Origin of the sequence: Streptomyces sp. NPDC017246 (assembly GCF_044331325.1) — a bacterium.
GTDB lineage: Bacteria > Actinomycetota > Actinomycetes > Streptomycetales > Streptomycetaceae > Streptomyces.
Genome location: NZ_JBIRMW010000007.1, coordinates 357,738 through 373,289, shown reverse-complemented (window position 1 = coordinate 373,289; position 15,552 = coordinate 357,738). Strand labels below are relative to the sequence as shown.

12 protein-coding genes are annotated in these 15,552 nt (G+C 68.9%); 7 read left to right on the top strand and 5 right to left on the bottom strand.

Annotation, left to right across the window (positions count from 1 at the left end):
* Positions 1-84: 84 nt before the first annotated feature.
* Genes ACH4MY_RS19240 through ACH4MY_RS19230 form a run of 3 tightly spaced genes read left to right on the top strand, consistent with a single transcriptional unit; the run spans position 85 to position 1,522 of the window.
* Positions 85-936: a hypothetical protein gene (locus ACH4MY_RS19240; protein WP_398004490.1), complete on the top strand. Its 852-nt coding sequence runs from the start codon at positions 85-87 to the stop codon at positions 934-936.
* Between the two features lie 14 nt (positions 937-950).
* A complete protein-coding gene (locus tag ACH4MY_RS19235; protein WP_398004488.1) occupies positions 951-1,295 on the top strand; it encodes a hypothetical protein in 345 nt (114 codons plus the stop codon).
* Positions 1,292-1,522, top strand: a complete 231-nt coding sequence (locus tag ACH4MY_RS19230) for a hypothetical protein (protein ID WP_398004486.1) — start codon at positions 1,292-1,294, stop codon at positions 1,520-1,522. Before ACH4MY_RS19235 ends, ACH4MY_RS19230 begins: the two co-directional genes overlap by 4 nt.
* Before the next feature lie 283 nt (positions 1,523-1,805).
* Here ACH4MY_RS19230 and ACH4MY_RS19225 read toward each other — a convergent pair whose 3' ends face one another.
* Entirely contained in the window at positions 1,806-1,946 is a 141-nt protein-coding gene (locus ACH4MY_RS19225) for a hypothetical protein (RefSeq protein WP_398004485.1), read from the bottom strand.
* 542 nt (positions 1,947-2,488) lie between these two features.
* Here ACH4MY_RS19225 and ACH4MY_RS19220 point away from each other — a divergent pair.
* From ACH4MY_RS19220 to ACH4MY_RS19210, 3 genes are all read left to right on the top strand, one after another.
* Positions 2,489-3,151, top strand: coding sequence for a bifunctional DNA primase/polymerase (locus ACH4MY_RS19220; RefSeq protein WP_398004483.1), 663 nt, complete (start codon positions 2,489-2,491; stop codon positions 3,149-3,151).
* A 74-nt stretch (positions 3,152-3,225) separates the two neighbouring features.
* On the top strand, positions 3,226-3,474 hold the full coding sequence (locus ACH4MY_RS19215; protein WP_398004482.1) for a hypothetical protein: 249 nt from the start codon (positions 3,226-3,228) through the stop codon (positions 3,472-3,474).
* Positions 3,474-8,120 (top strand): peptidoglycan DD-metalloendopeptidase family protein, encoded by a 4,647-nt coding sequence (locus tag ACH4MY_RS19210; protein WP_398004480.1) that lies wholly within the window; start codon positions 3,474-3,476, stop codon positions 8,118-8,120. Before ACH4MY_RS19215 ends, ACH4MY_RS19210 begins: the two co-directional genes overlap by 1 nt.
* A 227-nt stretch (positions 8,121-8,347) precedes the next feature.
* On the opposite strand, the gene ACH4MY_RS19205 is transcribed toward ACH4MY_RS19210, so the two are convergent.
* The 4 genes from ACH4MY_RS19205 to ACH4MY_RS19190 form a co-directional block, all read right to left on the bottom strand.
* Complete coding sequence (locus ACH4MY_RS19205; protein WP_398004652.1) at positions 8,348-8,941, bottom strand: XRE family transcriptional regulator; 594 nt, start codon at positions 8,939-8,941, stop codon at positions 8,348-8,350.
* 1,362 nt (positions 8,942-10,303) lie between these two features.
* On the bottom strand, positions 10,304-10,744 hold the full coding sequence (locus ACH4MY_RS19200) for a CoA-binding protein (RefSeq protein WP_398004478.1): 441 nt from the start codon (positions 10,742-10,744) through the stop codon (positions 10,304-10,306).
* A gap of 40 nt (positions 10,745-10,784) precedes the next feature.
* Complete coding sequence (locus tag ACH4MY_RS19195) at positions 10,785-12,347, bottom strand: carboxylesterase/lipase family protein (protein ID WP_398004476.1); 1,563 nt, start codon at positions 12,345-12,347, stop codon at positions 10,785-10,787.
* 51 nt (positions 12,348-12,398) lie between these two features.
* Entirely contained in the window at positions 12,399-13,892 is a 1,494-nt protein-coding gene (locus ACH4MY_RS19190; RefSeq protein WP_398004474.1) for a long-chain fatty acid--CoA ligase, read from the bottom strand.
* Between the two features lie 186 nt (positions 13,893-14,078).
* Between ACH4MY_RS19190 and ACH4MY_RS19185 the strand changes: the two genes are divergently transcribed.
* Entirely contained in the window at positions 14,079-15,443 is a 1,365-nt protein-coding gene (locus tag ACH4MY_RS19185) for a PucR family transcriptional regulator (RefSeq protein WP_398004472.1), read from the top strand.
* Positions 15,444-15,552 lie beyond the last annotated feature (109 nt).

Here is a 15,552-nt window from a genome sequence, read left to right as displayed (position 1 = left end):
GCCTGAGAGGTACACAGATCTTCAGCCCCTTGCCCGTCTGGCAGGGGGTTTTGCCGTATCTAGATCCAACTGAGAGGCCATCACATGCGAGACCACAACAACCCCGAGTATCGGGCTGCGTGGAGCGCCGTTCCTGACGTAGTGCACGCGGAGACACAGCTACGCAAGCTGGAGGAGCGCCGTAGGGCGCTGGGTGACGTCCTGAGTCCTGACTTGGCTCGCCGCAAGGTGTTCAACGATGCGACGAAGGCTGTGCGCGACGGCGCGGAGTTCCCTGCGGACATCGGTAAGCGCGCGGCCGACGCCTACCGGGGTGCCCTGGAGGCCGAATCGGAGGTGCTGGGGCTCAACGAGGCCGTAGCCAGTCTCCGGGCGCACCTGGAATACCTGCGCACGACCGACGGTGCGGAGACGGCGCTTGAAGCGCTCGGCAAGCGCCTGACGGAGTTCCTCGCAGAGGTGAAGAGGCCAGCCGCAGATCTGAACGGCGCCCGGTCCGCGGAAGAGGCGATCCTGCGGGGCGGAAAGGCTCCTGCGGCGTGGAAGACGCTGACGGACATGCTGGGAACGCTGCGGAACATCCGAGCGGCTCAGCTCGCCATTCTGAGGCCGCTGGGCGACGGTGACCGGCTCCAGGAGCTCCGCCAGAAGGGGCACTTCGAGGCGGCGGGCATCACTCCTGACGGCGTCCCTGGCGACACCATGCGCGCCCTGACGTCGGGGCACTACGACGTCGGCTATCTCGTCTACATCGCAGAGCTTCCCAACGTGTGGGTGCCCACGAGCTTCGAAGCGCTGGAGGCGGAAGACGTCGTTGACTGCGGCGTGTCCGACGACTCCGTCATCGACTACAGCCCGCGCGTCGACCACGTCCCAGCGCACCCGGAACCGAAGCGCCACGGCTATGAGCGCACCCCCGACATCTCCCTGAAGTAAGAGAGGCAACACCCATGAACGAACCCACCCCCGAACAGCTTGCGGCCGGCGAGGCTCACGGGCTGACTCCGCCTATGTGCGCGTTCCTACGCGGCGAGACTGACGAGGAACTCCAGGCCTCCGCTGCGGCGTTCCTCGAAGCCTTCGGCACCCCTGAGCCGCCCGCGCCGGTCTACCGGTCCGGCGGTCCCCGCGGAGTCGACGTCGGCAGCGGAGGACGAGGCGTCAGCGCCGGCGCAGCGCTGTACCGCGAGCGTCACGGACTCGACGAGGACGGTAAGCGGCCCGAGAAGAAGCCCGTTCCGACGAGCAACCGCAACCCCTGGCAGACCAACGGCTATGCCCTGGAGCAGCGATGAACGTTGACGACTACGTGCAGGCCATTAAGAGCCGTGCCCTGGAACTCCACGGTACAACCGTGAGCGTCGAGCTCAGCGGAGGGAAGACGCTCGTCGGGACACTGGCGTACACCATCACCACTGACGTCGGTGGGTACCAGCGACACCCGGACGTGCTGACAGTGACAGTGTCGACGAAGGCTCAGACCATCCGAATCGACCGAATCGACGCCATCGGTCAGGGCTGACGGATCCGCACTGTCGTCACGGCGAGACTGCCAACGCAGGCGTGCGCGCTGCCATAGTGCGGCGCCTGCGTAGGTGACGAGCAGTTCAAAGAGAAGGCTGACCAGGAATTCCACGAGGACCCCATACGCAACAGCGGACATGGTTGCGGCTCGGTGCGTCCGAGCGTCCACGGGGGGTCCACGCGTGGTCGGGGCTGAGGTGGATCCCAGCACCCGACACGATATCAGTTGACGAGGTGGCCGTGCCGCGGATGTGGCCTGCGACACCAGCGGCACGGCCCGGCTACGGCCGGCGCCAGAAGTGCATGAGTTCCGAGAGGGCCCTGATGATTTCGGGCCGTGCGGCTGCATCTGACTTGCGGAGCGCGATCAGCAATGCCAGCAGAATTGCGCTGGCGACCAGCCCCACCACGTACACCAGCATCCACGGCGCACTAGAAGCTACTTGTTCCAAGATGACCCACACAGGACTCTCCACGACGGTGAACGCTGCCTTCGAGGAGGGTGCTGTGGGTGCAGCGAACCTCAACGAGGCAGACGACTTGCCTGCCACAACCACAGCGCCCGCGTTCGCTGCGTCCGTCGTCGTGACGGTCCGTTGAGGTCGTGAGACCTGACCATGCCGTGCTAGTTGGTGGTCGCGGGAAGTGTTGCGGGGGCCCACGCTTGAGGGCCCGAAGACACCTTGGACTCAGCGGCCAACTGTCTCAGTTGGCGATGTCAGCAGACAGCCTACGCGACAAGCGCCAGGTGCAAGCCGTATCCGCAGCTAGCCCTGACCAGGGGGACGACCCCCGCCGGCCAACGTCCTGACCGTACAGGTGCTGGTCCTCGCGCTCTGTACGGGTCTGGGGGGTCTGAGCGAGGCCGCGCGGACCCACCTGGCGGCAGGCCGGGAGGCGCCCGCACAGCCCCTTCTAGGGGTGTCTGAGCGTCGACCTCGCCTCGAAAGCGTGACTCGCCGGCATGGCTGACGTCATGAAACGCGCAGGTGAGAGGCTTGAAAGTGTGACGCGCCCCTACTATGATGAACCCATGAAGAGGACGTGCGAGATGTGCCCCACTGAGCTCCCGCTCATGGCGCGGTCTCACGCGCGCACCTGTTCCCCCCGCTGTCGCAAGGCTCTGTCCCGCGCAGCGAAGACTTCGCTCCCCGACGAGCTGACGACCCGCGACAGGTGGGTCCGTCGAGCCGCGGATAAGCGTCCGCTGACTGTCGCCGGCATGGCAGCATCCTCAACGGATCCCGCAACGTGGAGCACGCACAAGAGCGCTGCCGCCTCGACGGCCGGCGCTGGTCTGGGCTTCGTCCTCAGCGACGTTGATGACATCGTCTGCATCGACTTGGACCACTGCATCAACACCCTCACGGGCCGTCTGGCGCCGTGGGCCGCAGCCATCGTGCGCGGCGCGGAGACCTGTTACGTAGAGGTCTCGTCGTCGGGTGACGGGCTGCACATTTGGGGCCGCGCGGACGTCCGACAGGGACGCCGCATCCGACGTCCCGACGGTACGGCCGTGGAGATCTACGGGACCGGCCGCTACATCGCAATGACGGGTCGCCGACATGGCTCCTGCCCGTCGATCCTCGCGGACCTCTCCGCGGTGGTTTCCAAGCTGACGGCGTAGCCGTCCCCATCTTCTTTCGAGAGCCCTCGTCCTCATGGACGGGGGCTCTCTTGCGTCCATGAGAGGTGCTCGTTATGACCGACCCCAACGACCGCACGGTGTGCCTGCGGCCGAACTGCGCGTTCGCGCCGATGCCGACGATGACGACCAGCGGAGACATCGTCATCGACCCGTATTGCTCCGTCCTCTGCCGGATGTGGGCGGAGTACGCCCTCACGCTCGTGCGGAGGTCGTGGTCACCCCGTACTGAGTGGGAGTCCCGGCAGATGTTCACCCTGGACGCCGTCCTGAACGGTCGTGCGCAGCCGACGGAGATCGTCTGATGCCTGTCGACCACGACGTTGTGGGCAGTGTCGGTGTAGACGTCGTACCGATCGCTCCGAACTTCAACCGCCACATGGAGCGCATCGTCCTTCCTGCCGCTCAGCGAGTGGGGCAGGAGGCCGGACGACGCATTGGCGACGCCATGAGCGACGCAATCGTCCGCCAGGTGGCAGCCGCCCTTCCGCAGGCGATTCAGGCCGGCGGACAGGCAGCGCAGCGTCAGGCGTCGCGACAGGGATCCGACACCGGAGGCGCCTTCGCGCGCTCCCTGCGGACGAAGCTTGAAGCTGCCTTCAAGGCAATGCCGAAGCTGAACGTGGGGCTCGCTGACACGGGCGTGGACGCCGAACTAGCGCGCCTCCGGGCACGCATGGAGACACTCTCCAACAAGCGAATCGGCATCGACGTTGACGTGGCAGCCGCGGAGGCGGAGGTCCGACGGATCGACGCAGAACTCCAGCGTCTTGGAGCGTCGCACCCCAACATTGCCGTCCGGGCCGACACTGCGACGGCGCGTGCGGCTCTGGCGGAGCTCCGTGCGGAGATTGCGGCTGTGGACGCTGCCGACGTGGATCTCAGCGTCGACGTCGACACCACGGGCGCACGCTCGTCCCTGATGGCGCTCGGGATCCAGATGGCCATCCTCATGGCCATCCCACTCGGGCCCGTGATCGCCGCGGGTCTCGGCTCCGTCGTCGCGATGGCCACGGCTGCCGGCGCTGGATTCGGTGCCTTCGCCCTCGCGGCCGTCCCCGCCGTCAAGGGCGTGACGGAGGTGCTGAAGGCACAGACGGCGGCGCAGGACGACGCTGCGGCAGCCGCTCAGCGTGGCTCCGCGGCAACGGCCCGAGCTGCGTCTCAGGCAGCATCACAGGCGCTCCAGCTCGCTGGCGCACAGGCCTCTCTGGCGACGGCGCACCGCAACGCGGAACGCACGATCGTCCAGTCCAACCGGGCGATCGAGGATGCGGAACGAGCCCTCGCTCAGGCCGGTATGCGTGCCGCAGAGCAGAGGCGCCAGGCTGCGGAGAACGTCGAGCGTGCAGAGCGCTCCCTCTCCGACGCCAAACGCGATGCACTGAAGGCAGAACAGGAGCTCACACAGGCGCGCGAGGAGGCCGCCAAGGAGCTGGCTGAGCAGCGCAAGGAACTTGCGACGCGGCTGGAGGACTCCTCCCTCGACGAGCGCGACGCTGTTCTCCGCGTCACTGAGGCACAGCAAGAGCTGGCCCGGGTGATGAAGGACCCGAAGGCGACGCAGCTTCAGCGCGATCGTGCGCAGCTTGCGGCCGACGAGGCGGAGCACGCACTCAAGCGGCAGCGCGAAGAGATCAAGGAGCTCCGGAAGGATCTCCTGAAGCAGACGAAGGCGACCGTCGACGGCTCTGACGAGGTGAAGCGCGCGCAGGACCGCGTCACCGACGCACAGCAGAAGGTGAAGGACGAGGCGAAGGCTGTTGCCGACGCGCAGAAGGACGCAGCTCGCGTCCAGGTGCAGGCGGCTCAGGATCTCGTCGACGCTCAGCGCCGCGTGGCGGACGCCGTGGAGAACTCGGCAAACGCTCAGGTGGCAGCTGCTGAAGCCATCGCCTCCGCGGAGCGTGGCGTAGCCTCCGCCCGAATGTCGGGTGTCTCTGCGACGTCGACGGCGATCACGAAGCAGCAGGAGTACGAGCGCGCGCTCGCCAAGCTGACGCCGGCGCAGCGGGATCTGTTCGACTCGATCGCCGGCCCGAAGGGCATCAAGGCTGCCTTCAAGGAGTGGGCCGCCTCCGTACAGCCGGAAGTCCTCCCGATCTTCACGCGCGGCGTGGACAGCGCGAAGGCGTCGCTCCCGGGGCTGACACCCTTCGTCCTCGGAGCCGCGAAAGCGATTCAGACCCTCATGGACAAGGCGTCGGCAGAGCTGAAGACGCCGTTCTGGGTGGGCTTTAAGAAGGATCTGAAGGAGAGCGTCGAGCCGGCAATCGTCGGGTTCGGCGTGGCCTTCGGAAACGTCATCAAGGGCATTGCCGGCGTCATTGACGCTTTCCTGCCTCACATGGACGGCATTGCAAGCCGGTCAGACTCGATAACGGAGAAGTTCGCCAAATGGGGGACGAGCCTGAAGGGCTCGCCAGCGTTTGAGAAGTTCCTCGACTACGTCAGAGACAGTGCACCTGGCGTTGGGGCTCTGATCGGATCCGTTCTGACGGCGTTGATCACCACATCGCAGACGTTGAGCCCCGTTTCAACGGCGTTGATGACCGTTGTTAAGCCACTCTTCGATGCTATCTCGTGGCTCGCAACCAACGTCCCGGAACTCGTGATCGCGCTATGGGGGATCTGGGCGGTAAACAAGGCCGTTGTGGTCGGCATGGCGGCGTTTGGCGCTGCAATGCTGATCTATAACAGCGTTGTCCTGACGGCGCAGATCGTAACCGGCGGGTGGGCGCTGGCTCTTAGTGCGACGGGGATTGTCCCCATCATCCGGGCGATCGTTCTCGTCGTTGGCCTCCTCGTTGCAGCAGTGATTTACGCCTACAACAACTGGGATTGGTTCCGGATTGCGGTGGACACTGCCGCAAAGGGAATCGCCACGGCCGCTTCGTGGATGTGGGAGAACGTCCTCAAGCCTGTCTTCGAAGCCATCTGGTGGGCAATCCAGAAGGTGGCTGACATCGCCATCTGGCTTTGGGACGTCGCGATCGGGCCCGCCTTCCGGTTTATCTGGGAAGCCGCAAAGATCCTCTTCACCATCGTCGTCGTCGGCGTACTGACGCCCATCTACCTGGCGTTCAAGGCGCTGGGAGTGATCGCCGGATGGCTGTGGAAGGAAGTCCTCAAGCCGGTCTTCGGCTGGATCGGCGGACTCGCCGTCTGGCTGTGGCAGAAGGCAATCAAGCCCGCCTTTAGCGACTTCGTGAAGTCGATGAAGGACATCGGGTCCGCCGCGACGTGGATGTGGGAGAAGATTCTCCGACCGATCTTCGGGTGGATCGCGGACAAGGCGTCGTGGCTTTACGAAGAAGGTATCAAGCCGGCGTTCGACGGGATCAAGAACGCGATCAAGTCGGTTGCCGATTCCTTCGGTGTGGGACGCGATTCCATCAAGAAGGCGTGGGATCAGATCGCGGGCATCGCGAAGAAGCCCGTGAAGTTCATCATCGAGAAAGTCTACAACGGCGGAATCGTTCCGATGTGGAACAAGGTTGCTGACCTTACTGGCGTCGATCCGTTGAAGCCGATGGACCTTAAGGGTTTCGCGCGAGGCGGCATCCTCCCCGGGCAGTCGACGTGGAGGCAGGGGGATGACCAGCTCGTTCCCATGCGACGTGGCGAGGGTGTTTACGTCTCGGAAGCGATGCAGAACCCCTACGAGCGGGCCCGACTCCATGCCGTCAACTCCGCGGCAATGTCCGGGCAGTCGCTCGCACAGTTTCAGGGCGGATACGCAGAGGGCGGCATCGTCGGATGGCTGAAGGACAAGGCGAGCGATGTCGGTGACTTCTTCTCCAACCCGCTCGACGTCTTCAGCAAGGCTCGCGAGCTCATCACCGACCAACTGAAGCCGATCCTCACCAACCCGTGGGCGCGCTCCGTGGCGAAGATGCCGGGGAAGATGCTGACGGGGATGAAGGACAAGGCTCTCGGACTCCTTGGATTCGACTCCAGCGGTAGCCCCGTCGGAGGCGGAGGATCCTGGCAGAAGCCCGTTGACGTTCCCTACGGCACCCCGTTCGGCAAGCCCGGATCCATGTGGTCATCAGGCCGGCACACCGGTCTGGACTTTCCGGCAGCGATCGGCACCGCGATCAGGGCCGTGGCCGGCGGACGAGTGAGCTCGACAGGCAGCACTGGCCCCTACGGAATCCACGTCACGGTGGACCACGGCGGAGGCTTGTCCTCCCTGTACGCCCACATGTCGCAGATGCTGACGGCTGCGGGTGCTCCTGTCTCCGCGGGCCAGGTCATCGGCCGCGTGGGCGACACGGGCAACGTCACCGGCCCCCACCTCCACCTGGAGGCGCGCCAAAACGGCACCGCCATCGACCCCATGCCGTTCCTCACGGGTGGTGGGGGAGGCGGCTTCACGGCGCCTGCCGCTGGAGCAGCTCAGGCCTACGCAAAAACGATGCTCCGCTTCTATGACTGGGGCCCGAACCAGTTCGGCCCGCTGAAGAAGCTGTGGGACGGCGAGTCCGGATGGAACTACCGGGCGACCAACCCGACGTCCGGCGCCTACGGCATCCCTCAGGCGCTTCCCGCGTCGAAAATGGCGTCCGCCGGCGCTGACTGGCGGACGAATCCGGAGACGCAGATCCGTTGGGGACTCCAGTACATCAAGGACCGCCCCGACTACGGGACTCCCGCAGCGGCCTACGCGAAGTGGCTGGGGCGCTCACCGCATTGGTACGACGACGGCGGGTACCTCCCGCCGGGACTGAACCTCGTCGCCAACGGGACTGGCAAGCCGGAGCCGGTCTTCACAAGTGCCCAGTGGGACACCCTGCGCGCGAGCGCGGGGCGACGGAGCGAGCCCCCGCAGATCGGCGACGTACACGTCTACGTCGGTGATCGCGAACTGACGGACATCGTCGACATGCGCGTTGAGTACCGGGAGGCCGCAACGGTGTCCGCACTCACCTACGGGCGCACCTCCTGACGCACAACCTCACACGCCCCGCGGATCCGACAGGGAGCCGCGGGGCCCCCTACTTGAGAGAGGTAGCAACACATGGACACCACGTCGCCGATCAAGGCATGCCCGGTCGCCTGCCAGCACTGCGGAGCCGACGTGCCGCAGACAAGCGGACCCGGGCGAGTGAAGCGCTTTTGCTCACCGGAGCACGGTCGTCTCTGGCGACGTAAGGCGCGGTTCTTCGGATGGCTCTAGCGGCTCGGTGATGCCGGGCGGGTCGTCGCGCGGCTCCACAGCTCCTCGGCGTGCTCCGCGAACCTGTCGAACATCCCGCCATCGCCCTGACGGCGCAGGTGCAGCAGCGGCGAATCATGGCCGACGAGGCGCGCCAGGTGTGGCGTGACTAGCGCCTCGTTGTCGAACCTGAAGACAGACAGAGAGACGTGGTTCGCCCCGTCGATCGGGTCACTGAACCGCGCCTCGATGCCGGGGACGTCGCCCATGCGGTCAAGGTGCTCCAGGGTGATGCGGATACGGGTCGACACGCTCAGCGCTACGTCCTCGATGGTCTCGCGCTGCCGTGTGACGTCGCCGTCAGGGTCGCCGACGAGGAACCGCACCCGGCATCCCGCCTCCGCCTTTCGACGGATGACGTCGGCGAACTGCGGGATCTGGGTCCAGAAGAAGTAGTTCGTCCAGCCAGCGAGGAACAGATCCTTCGCGGTGGCCTCGACGAGCTCGCTCCATAGCGTCGACGGGCAGGCTGACCGGTAGGGGTAGGAGCGGATCAACTCCCGGTCGTGGCCGGTCTTTACGCGCTCCTGCACAGTCTTCGGCCAGATCATCTCTTCATCAACTCCAAGCGCCCGCGCAGCGTCCGCACGGTTGCTTGCGTGCGGTGTGAGGTCCGCGTCTGCGAGCCATCGTTCCACCTGCTTCACCGATACCCCGACCCGGTACCCCAACTGTCTGGCCGACATGCCCGCATCATCCATCGCGGATCTTAAAGCGGCGTTCATAGTCAACCCCCCGGGTGCGGACTTTTGGGCCTTTTCAGAACCGTACCGGCAGACGTCTCGACTGTCCCCGTCGATGACAGGAAACGTCCCCTGACGTGAGGAACCATCGGTGAGAGGGCGTCAGTAGCGAAGGGGACGAGATGGGCGAAGAGATCGAATGGGCGCCGTTACCGACGCGGTACGCCGTTGACGCTGACGGCCGAATCGGACGCGTGCAGGAGTGCGACAAGGGAACCGTCTACTTGAGGCCGCCTGGAGGCGGTAGGGAGTGGACGGTTGCCCCTGAAGCGCTTCGCCGGCCGACGGACGAGGAAATGGCGCGAGTGCGCGTCTTCACTACTCCGGTGCTGGGAGCGACGACATGAGAGCTGCATTGCGGTTCGTCGACCACACGATCAGCCGTCACCCGGATTCGGACGCCACGGCCACGGCTCAATGCCTGCACCCCGATTGCGGGTGGAGCGTCGCCCCTACGGCGATCGTCAGCGACGCGGATGACGCCTGTATGGAGCACACCGGGCGGACTGGTCACGGGATCTTCGCCCGGCGGTACGAGGACGTCGCGGTTGTCACGCGGCGCGAATAGAGCTCCGTTCCTCCTCAAGCGACTTGGGGAAGCTCTCTGGAGGGGGAACGGGTCAGGCCCGCACGGTGCGTCTCGCGAGCGCCCGTGCGGAGAGCGGGCGGGGGTGCCCGGTGAGGTCGGCGCGCCCCCGCTCGTGCACCGCCCCCTGTCAGGAGCTGGGAGGGGCATGCACCACCCGACGAGAGAAGGGCACGGTCATGAGTTGTGGGAACTGCGGGGCACAGACGTCGATGCAGGGAGGCAAGTGGGTCTGCCTTCAGTGCTACTGGTCTTCAGGCACGACGTTCACCGAGGTACGTTCGGCCAGTGACGTCATCGACTCCCGACCCTGCGTCGACCCGCCCGTTCGTGACTGAGTCCACCAAGCGGCCCCCGCTGAGTCCGCCGAAGATCACCACGATCCGTTGCCCCGGCTGCGGGTGCAAGATCAGCGGCGTGAACAGCCGGTACGCCTGCACCCGGTGTAACTGGGTGAGCCGCTGGGAGGACGGGGACACCGAGCTTCCGACCGAGGAAGACGATCCCTGGCCCCGCAACAAGTAAGACTGCCCCGGTTGCCCTCTCCCCCCGTGGAGGAGGGTGACCGGGGCTTTTTCGCGCTGCTAACCTAGGGAATTAATCTCGATCGCCGGGCAGCGGTCCATGACCATGTCCAGACCCGCCGCGCGGGTACGGGCGAAGGCGTCGTCGTCGACGACGTCCAGCTGGAACCAGACCGCCTTCGCGCCGATCGCCACGGCCTCGTCGGCGATCCCGCCCGCCAGCTCACTGTTGACGAAGACATCGACGACGTCGACCGGGAAGGGAACGTCGGCGAGGGAGGCATAGCCCTGCTCGCCGTGGACGGTCTCCGCCTTCGGGTGGACCGGCACGATCCGCTTACCGAAGCGCTGGAGCACGGCCGCCACCCCGTACGCGGCCCGCGCCCGGTTCGAGGACAGGCCCACCACCGCCCACGTGTCGCCCGTGGACGTCAGGATCCGCCGTACCGCCTCCGACGCGGAGTACTCGGTCGGTCCGGTGGTCGTGGTCTCGACACTCATCGCTACTGCTGCCTCTCATCGGCGCGGCCCGTCACCCCGGTCAACCAGCCGTCCCGTGGCCTGATTCCCGTACCGGAGGCGCGGTCGGTCCCTGCCCGGCGGATCGTCCCTCCCACGCCCGGCGTTCCGCCTCCCGCGGGGCCTCGACCAGGGACGGGAGGCCCGGGCCGAAGGTCATCACCGGGCGGGCCGGGTCCCACGGGCGCCAGCCCGGCTCGCCCGTCGCGGCGAAGGACACCCAGGCCGCGTGCATCGCCGCCGCCAGATCGCCGGGCGCGTCCGGACCCGTCAGCGCACGGGTCTCCGGCAGGTCGAGCGTGTCGAAGACGAAGCCGAGTTCGAGCGCGTGACAGGCGCCGAGACCGAGCACGGGGGAGCGCCAGCCGAACTCGTACAGATACGTTCCGCCGGGACCTCCGGCCCGCAGCCGGGCGTCCGCGAGCGTGTTCAGCGGGATCCGCAGCAGCTTGTCCGTGGCGAGCGCCCCCAGGACCTCGCCCGGCTTCTCCCGCGGACGGCCCGCGCGGTACACCCGGGCCGCACGGGACGGCACCTTCGCCTTCCACAGCAGGAGCCGCTGCACCAGGGGACCCACCCGGTCCGTGACACCGCTCGGCACGAACCACAGCCGGTACTCCTCCGTGGTCGTGCCCATCAGCAGATCCACCTCGGCCGAAGCCCCGTCCGCGAGCGCCGCCGCCGGATCGCGCGGCACCACCTCCCCGTCCACGACGATCTGGAAGGAGTGCCCGCCCGTCAGCGGCGAACCCTTGGCCGTCACCTCCGTCTGCGCCGCGAGCAGCCGCTCCCGGTCCACGCGCGCGAAGGCCTCCGCGGTGGGCGGCACATCGAGCCGGGCGGCCACCGCCTCCGTCGTCCGGCGGGCCGTGGAGAGCGGCTGGGCGATCGGAGCCCCGCTCTGCACCACCGCGCGCCGGAACAGCCCCTTGGCGAGCGGCGAGGCGAGGAGCGCGGCGATCGAGATCGCGCCCGCCGACTCGCCGAACACGGTCACCCGCTCCGGGTCGCCGCCGAAGACGGCGATGTTGTCCCGCACCCAGGCCAGCGAGGCGATCTGGTCGCGCAGTCCCAGGTTGCCGGGGGCGTCGGGGAACACCCCGAAACCCTCGACGCCGAGCCGGTAGTTGACCGAGACGAGGACGACCCCGTCCCGGGCGAAGGCGGTGCCGTCGTAGACGGGGACCGCCGAGGAGCCGTGGATCAGCGAACCGCCGTGGATCCAGACCATCACCGGCCGGCCGCCCTCACCGGGGGCGCGGTCCCGGTCGTGCCCGGCGCCGCCGGCGTCCGTGCCCCGCCACGGTGCCCACACGTTCAGGTTCAGACAGTCGTCACCCGGGACGTCGGGATCCGGGAGCAGCGCGTCGAGCGGCGGGGCGTACGGGCGCTTCGGAGCCGTCGGGCCGAACGCCCTGGCCTCCCGTACCCCCTCCCAGGGCGCGGCCGGCTCCGGCGCCCGGAACCGCAGCGCCCCCACCGGGGCCCGCGCGTAGGGCACCCCCAGGAAGGCGGCCACGCCGTCCTTCAGCGAGCCCCGCAGCGCCCCGTACCGTGTGCGGACCTCGGGTCCACGCTCCGCCATCGATGCCACCCTTCCTCGGACCTTCGGGAGTGTTCGGAGCCACGGTGACGGCTACGCCCGCGCCCCCGCCACCAGCGCGCGCTTCAGGACCTTGCCCGTCGGGCCCAGCGGCAGTTCCTCGACGAAACGCACGATCCGGGGGTACTTGTGCCGGCCGAGCCGCTCCCGCGACCAGTCGACCAGCTCCTCCCCCGAGAGCGGGGCGGCGCCCTCCCTGCGGACCACCACCGCGCACACCTCCTCGCCCTTCGCCTCGTCGGGGACGCCGATCACCGCGACCTCCGAGACCGAGGGGTGGCGCACGAGCACCTCCTCGACCTCGCGCGGGTAGATGTTGAAGCCGCCCCGGATGACCAGGTCCTTCTTGCGGTCCACGATCCGGAGGAAGCCGTCCTCGTCCCGTACGCCCAGGTCACCCGTGCGGAACCAGCCGTCCACGACGGCCGCCGCCGTCGCCCCGGGATCGTCGAGGTAGCCGGCGAAGACGTTGTGCCCGCGCACCACGACCTCCCCGACCGCGCCGTCCGGGAGCAGCCGGACCTCCCGGTCGACGGCCGCGTCCGCGATGCCCACCTCGACCCCCCAGACCGGGTGCCCGACCGTCCCGGGCCGGCGGCCGATGTGCGGCTGGTTGAAGGTCGCCACCGGCGAGGTCTCCGTCAGGCCGTATCCCTCCAGGACCTGCGTACGGAAGGTCTCCTCGAAGCGTTCGAGGACGGCCACCGGCAGGGCCGCGCCACCCGACACGGCGGCGCGCAGGGCCTCCGGACGCAGCTCCGAACCGGCCGCCGCCTCCACCAGGGCGTGGTACATCGTCGGCACCCCCATGAAGACCGTGACGCCCTCGTCGGCGAGCACCCGCAGGGCCGCCGGACCGCTGAACCGGGGCATCAGCACGAGCGTCGCGCCCTGGCGGAGCGTCCCGTTCATCGCGCAGGTCTGGCCGTAGCTGTGGAAGAGCGGCAGACAGCCGAGGACCACGTCGCCCGCGCCGAGCCCGAGCAGGTCCTGCGAGGTCACGGAGGCGTTCATGACGATGTTGAGATGGGTGAGCAGGGCGCCCTTGGGGCGGCCCGTCGTCCCGCTCGTGTAGAGGATCACGGCGGTGTCCGAGGGGCCGGCCGGTTCCGCGGCGGCCAGCGGCTCCGCCGCCGAGGGCGCACCCTGGAAGGCGCGCACCCCGGCCGCGCGAGCCGCCTCGTCGGCCACCGCCCAGAGCGGTCCGCCGCTCACGATGCCCACCGCGCCACTGTGCTCCAGGACGTACCGCACCTCGTCGGTGACGAGCAGCGCGTGCACCGGGACCACCGTCGCGCCCGCCGCGAGCGCCCCGTAGTACACACGGAGGAACTCGACGGTGTTCGGCAGCAGGACGGCCAGCCGGTCGCCCGGCTTCACCCCCGCGGCGCGCAGTCCGGCGGCGCAGCGCAGCGCCTCCGTCCACAGCTCCCCGTAGGTGAGCCGGGTCGCCCCCTCGACGACCGCGATCCGGTCGGGGAAGTGTCGGGCCGACTCGCCCAGGACGCCGGCGACGCTCAGTGACATGGCACGCTCCAGATACGCGGAGTCAACAGCTCTGTTGACGATCGGTGTCACGGCACAGAATCCGTCGCGAACCCGCCCCGGGGCCATGTGCAGCTGCCCACCATGTGACGCGCCGAACTGGGCAGCGGCCCCGCCGTCTGGCCCGACCCGTGGCATTCGCCAAATCCCGGCGCTACGGTGCGAGCCATGACGCACAGCTCGGCGACACCCGGCGAGCCCGCGGGAGCGCGCTCCGGAGCCACCGGGGGCGCCCACACCCCGCTCGGCGGTTCCGGCGCGCTCCGCAAGACCCTCGCCACGGCGATACTCACCGACATCGACCGGCTCACCGACCGCGCCGTCGACGACATCCGCGCCCATTCCGGCACGTACGCCTCCGGCGCCCCCGTCACCCGCGAGGACCTCTGGGAGATCTGCCGGGACAACCTGCTGCGCGCCCTCGAGGACTTCGGCGGCCTGGCCCCGACCGGCGGCGACTTCGAGTGGGCGGCCCGGGAGACCGGCCGCCGCCGCGCCGAGCAGGGCGTGCCGCTCGACACCGTGCTCCAGGCCTACCGGCGCGGCGGCCGGGTCCTCTGGCAGGTCATGGCGGAGTACCTCCGGGTCAGGGCCGGGCGCGACTCCGACAGCCGGGACATCGAGCTCGACATGGCGAGCGGCGTCTGGGAGACCATCGACCGCTACTCGGTCGCCATGGCCGACGCGTACCGGATCGCCCAGCTGGAGCTGCAGAGCCGCCAGGACACCCGGCGGGTCGCCCTCTTCGAGGCGCTGCTCGACGGCCGTGCCGACGACCCCGCCGTCGCCTCGGCCGCCGCGGCCGCGCTCGGCGTGCCTGCGGTGGACCGGTACGTCGTCGTGGTCGCCGCCCAGGACCCGGCCGCCCCGCCGCACCCCTCGCCCGTCCTGGAGGCCCAGGGCATGTGGTCGTACTGGCGGCCCCGCTCCGGCCGCTACGCCGGGATCGTCCGGCTGCCCCGCCGCGACGCGCCCGCCGGACGGGCCTCCCCCGCCCGGCCGGGCGGCGGAACCGACCCGGCCACGCGCGCGCTCCTCGCGGCCCTGCGCGAGCGGACCGGGGCGACCGCCGGGGTCTCCCCGGAGTTCGACCGTCTCTCCCAGGCCGGGCGCGCCCTGCGCCTCGCCGAACAGACCCTCCGTACCCTTCCGGCGGGCAGCGGCGAGGTCGCCGTCTTCGACGACCGGCTCGCCCAGGTGCTGCTCAGCGGGCGCGCCGACATCGCCGAGCGGATCGTCACCGTGCACCTCGGGCCGGTGCTCGCCACCGGCGGCGAACGGGCCGCGCTCCTCACCACGCTCCGGGCCTGGCTCGACCACGGCTGCTCGGCCTCCCGGGCCGCCGACCAGCTCTACTGCCATCGCAACACCGTCCTCAACCGCATCGGCCGTATCTCCGAGCTCACCGGCCGCTCCAGCGAGTCGGGCGAGGCCCGCCTCGGCTGGGCCCTCGCCCTGCGCGCCCTGCCGTACGCGGGACTCGCGACCGCGCCGGAGCCGGCCGCGGGGGAGCGCGAGCCCGACGGGGCGTAGCGCCGCCCGGACCGCCGTCCAAACCGCCGGCCGGACCGCCGCCGGGCGGTAGGACTGCCGGGAGCGCCCGGACCGCGGGGCCGGCCTCCGGAGTGCCCGGCGGCGTGGG

Coding starts and splice junctions, on each gene's coding strand:
- ACH4MY_RS19235 (WP_398004488.1), top strand. CDS start 951: ATGAACGAACCCACCCCCGAACAGCTTGCGGCCGGCGAGGCTCACGGG.
- ACH4MY_RS19185 (WP_398004472.1), top strand. CDS start 14,079: ATGACGCACAGCTCGGCGACACCCGGCGAGCCCGCGGGAGCGCGCTCC.
- ACH4MY_RS19195 (WP_398004476.1), bottom strand. CDS start 12,347: ATGGCGGAGCGTGGACCCGAGGTCCGCACACGGTACGGGGCGCTGCGG.
- ACH4MY_RS19215 (WP_398004482.1), top strand. CDS start 3,226: ATGACCGACCCCAACGACCGCACGGTGTGCCTGCGGCCGAACTGCGCG.
- ACH4MY_RS19200 (WP_398004478.1), bottom strand. CDS start 10,744: ATGAGTGTCGAGACCACGACCACCGGACCGACCGAGTACTCCGCGTCG.
- ACH4MY_RS19220 (WP_398004483.1), top strand. CDS start 2,489: ATGGCTGACGTCATGAAACGCGCAGGTGAGAGGCTTGAAAGTGTGACG.
- ACH4MY_RS19240 (WP_398004490.1), top strand. CDS start 85: ATGCGAGACCACAACAACCCCGAGTATCGGGCTGCGTGGAGCGCCGTT.
- ACH4MY_RS19225 (WP_398004485.1), bottom strand. CDS start 1,946: ATGCTGGTGTACGTGGTGGGGCTGGTCGCCAGCGCAATTCTGCTGGCA.
- ACH4MY_RS19205 (WP_398004652.1), bottom strand. CDS start 8,941: ATGATCTGGCCGAAGACTGTGCAGGAGCGCGTAAAGACCGGCCACGAC.
- ACH4MY_RS19210 (WP_398004480.1), top strand. CDS start 3,474: ATGCCTGTCGACCACGACGTTGTGGGCAGTGTCGGTGTAGACGTCGTA.
- ACH4MY_RS19190 (WP_398004474.1), bottom strand. CDS start 13,892: ATGTCACTGAGCGTCGCCGGCGTCCTGGGCGAGTCGGCCCGACACTTC.
- ACH4MY_RS19230 (WP_398004486.1), top strand. CDS start 1,292: ATGAACGTTGACGACTACGTGCAGGCCATTAAGAGCCGTGCCCTGGAA.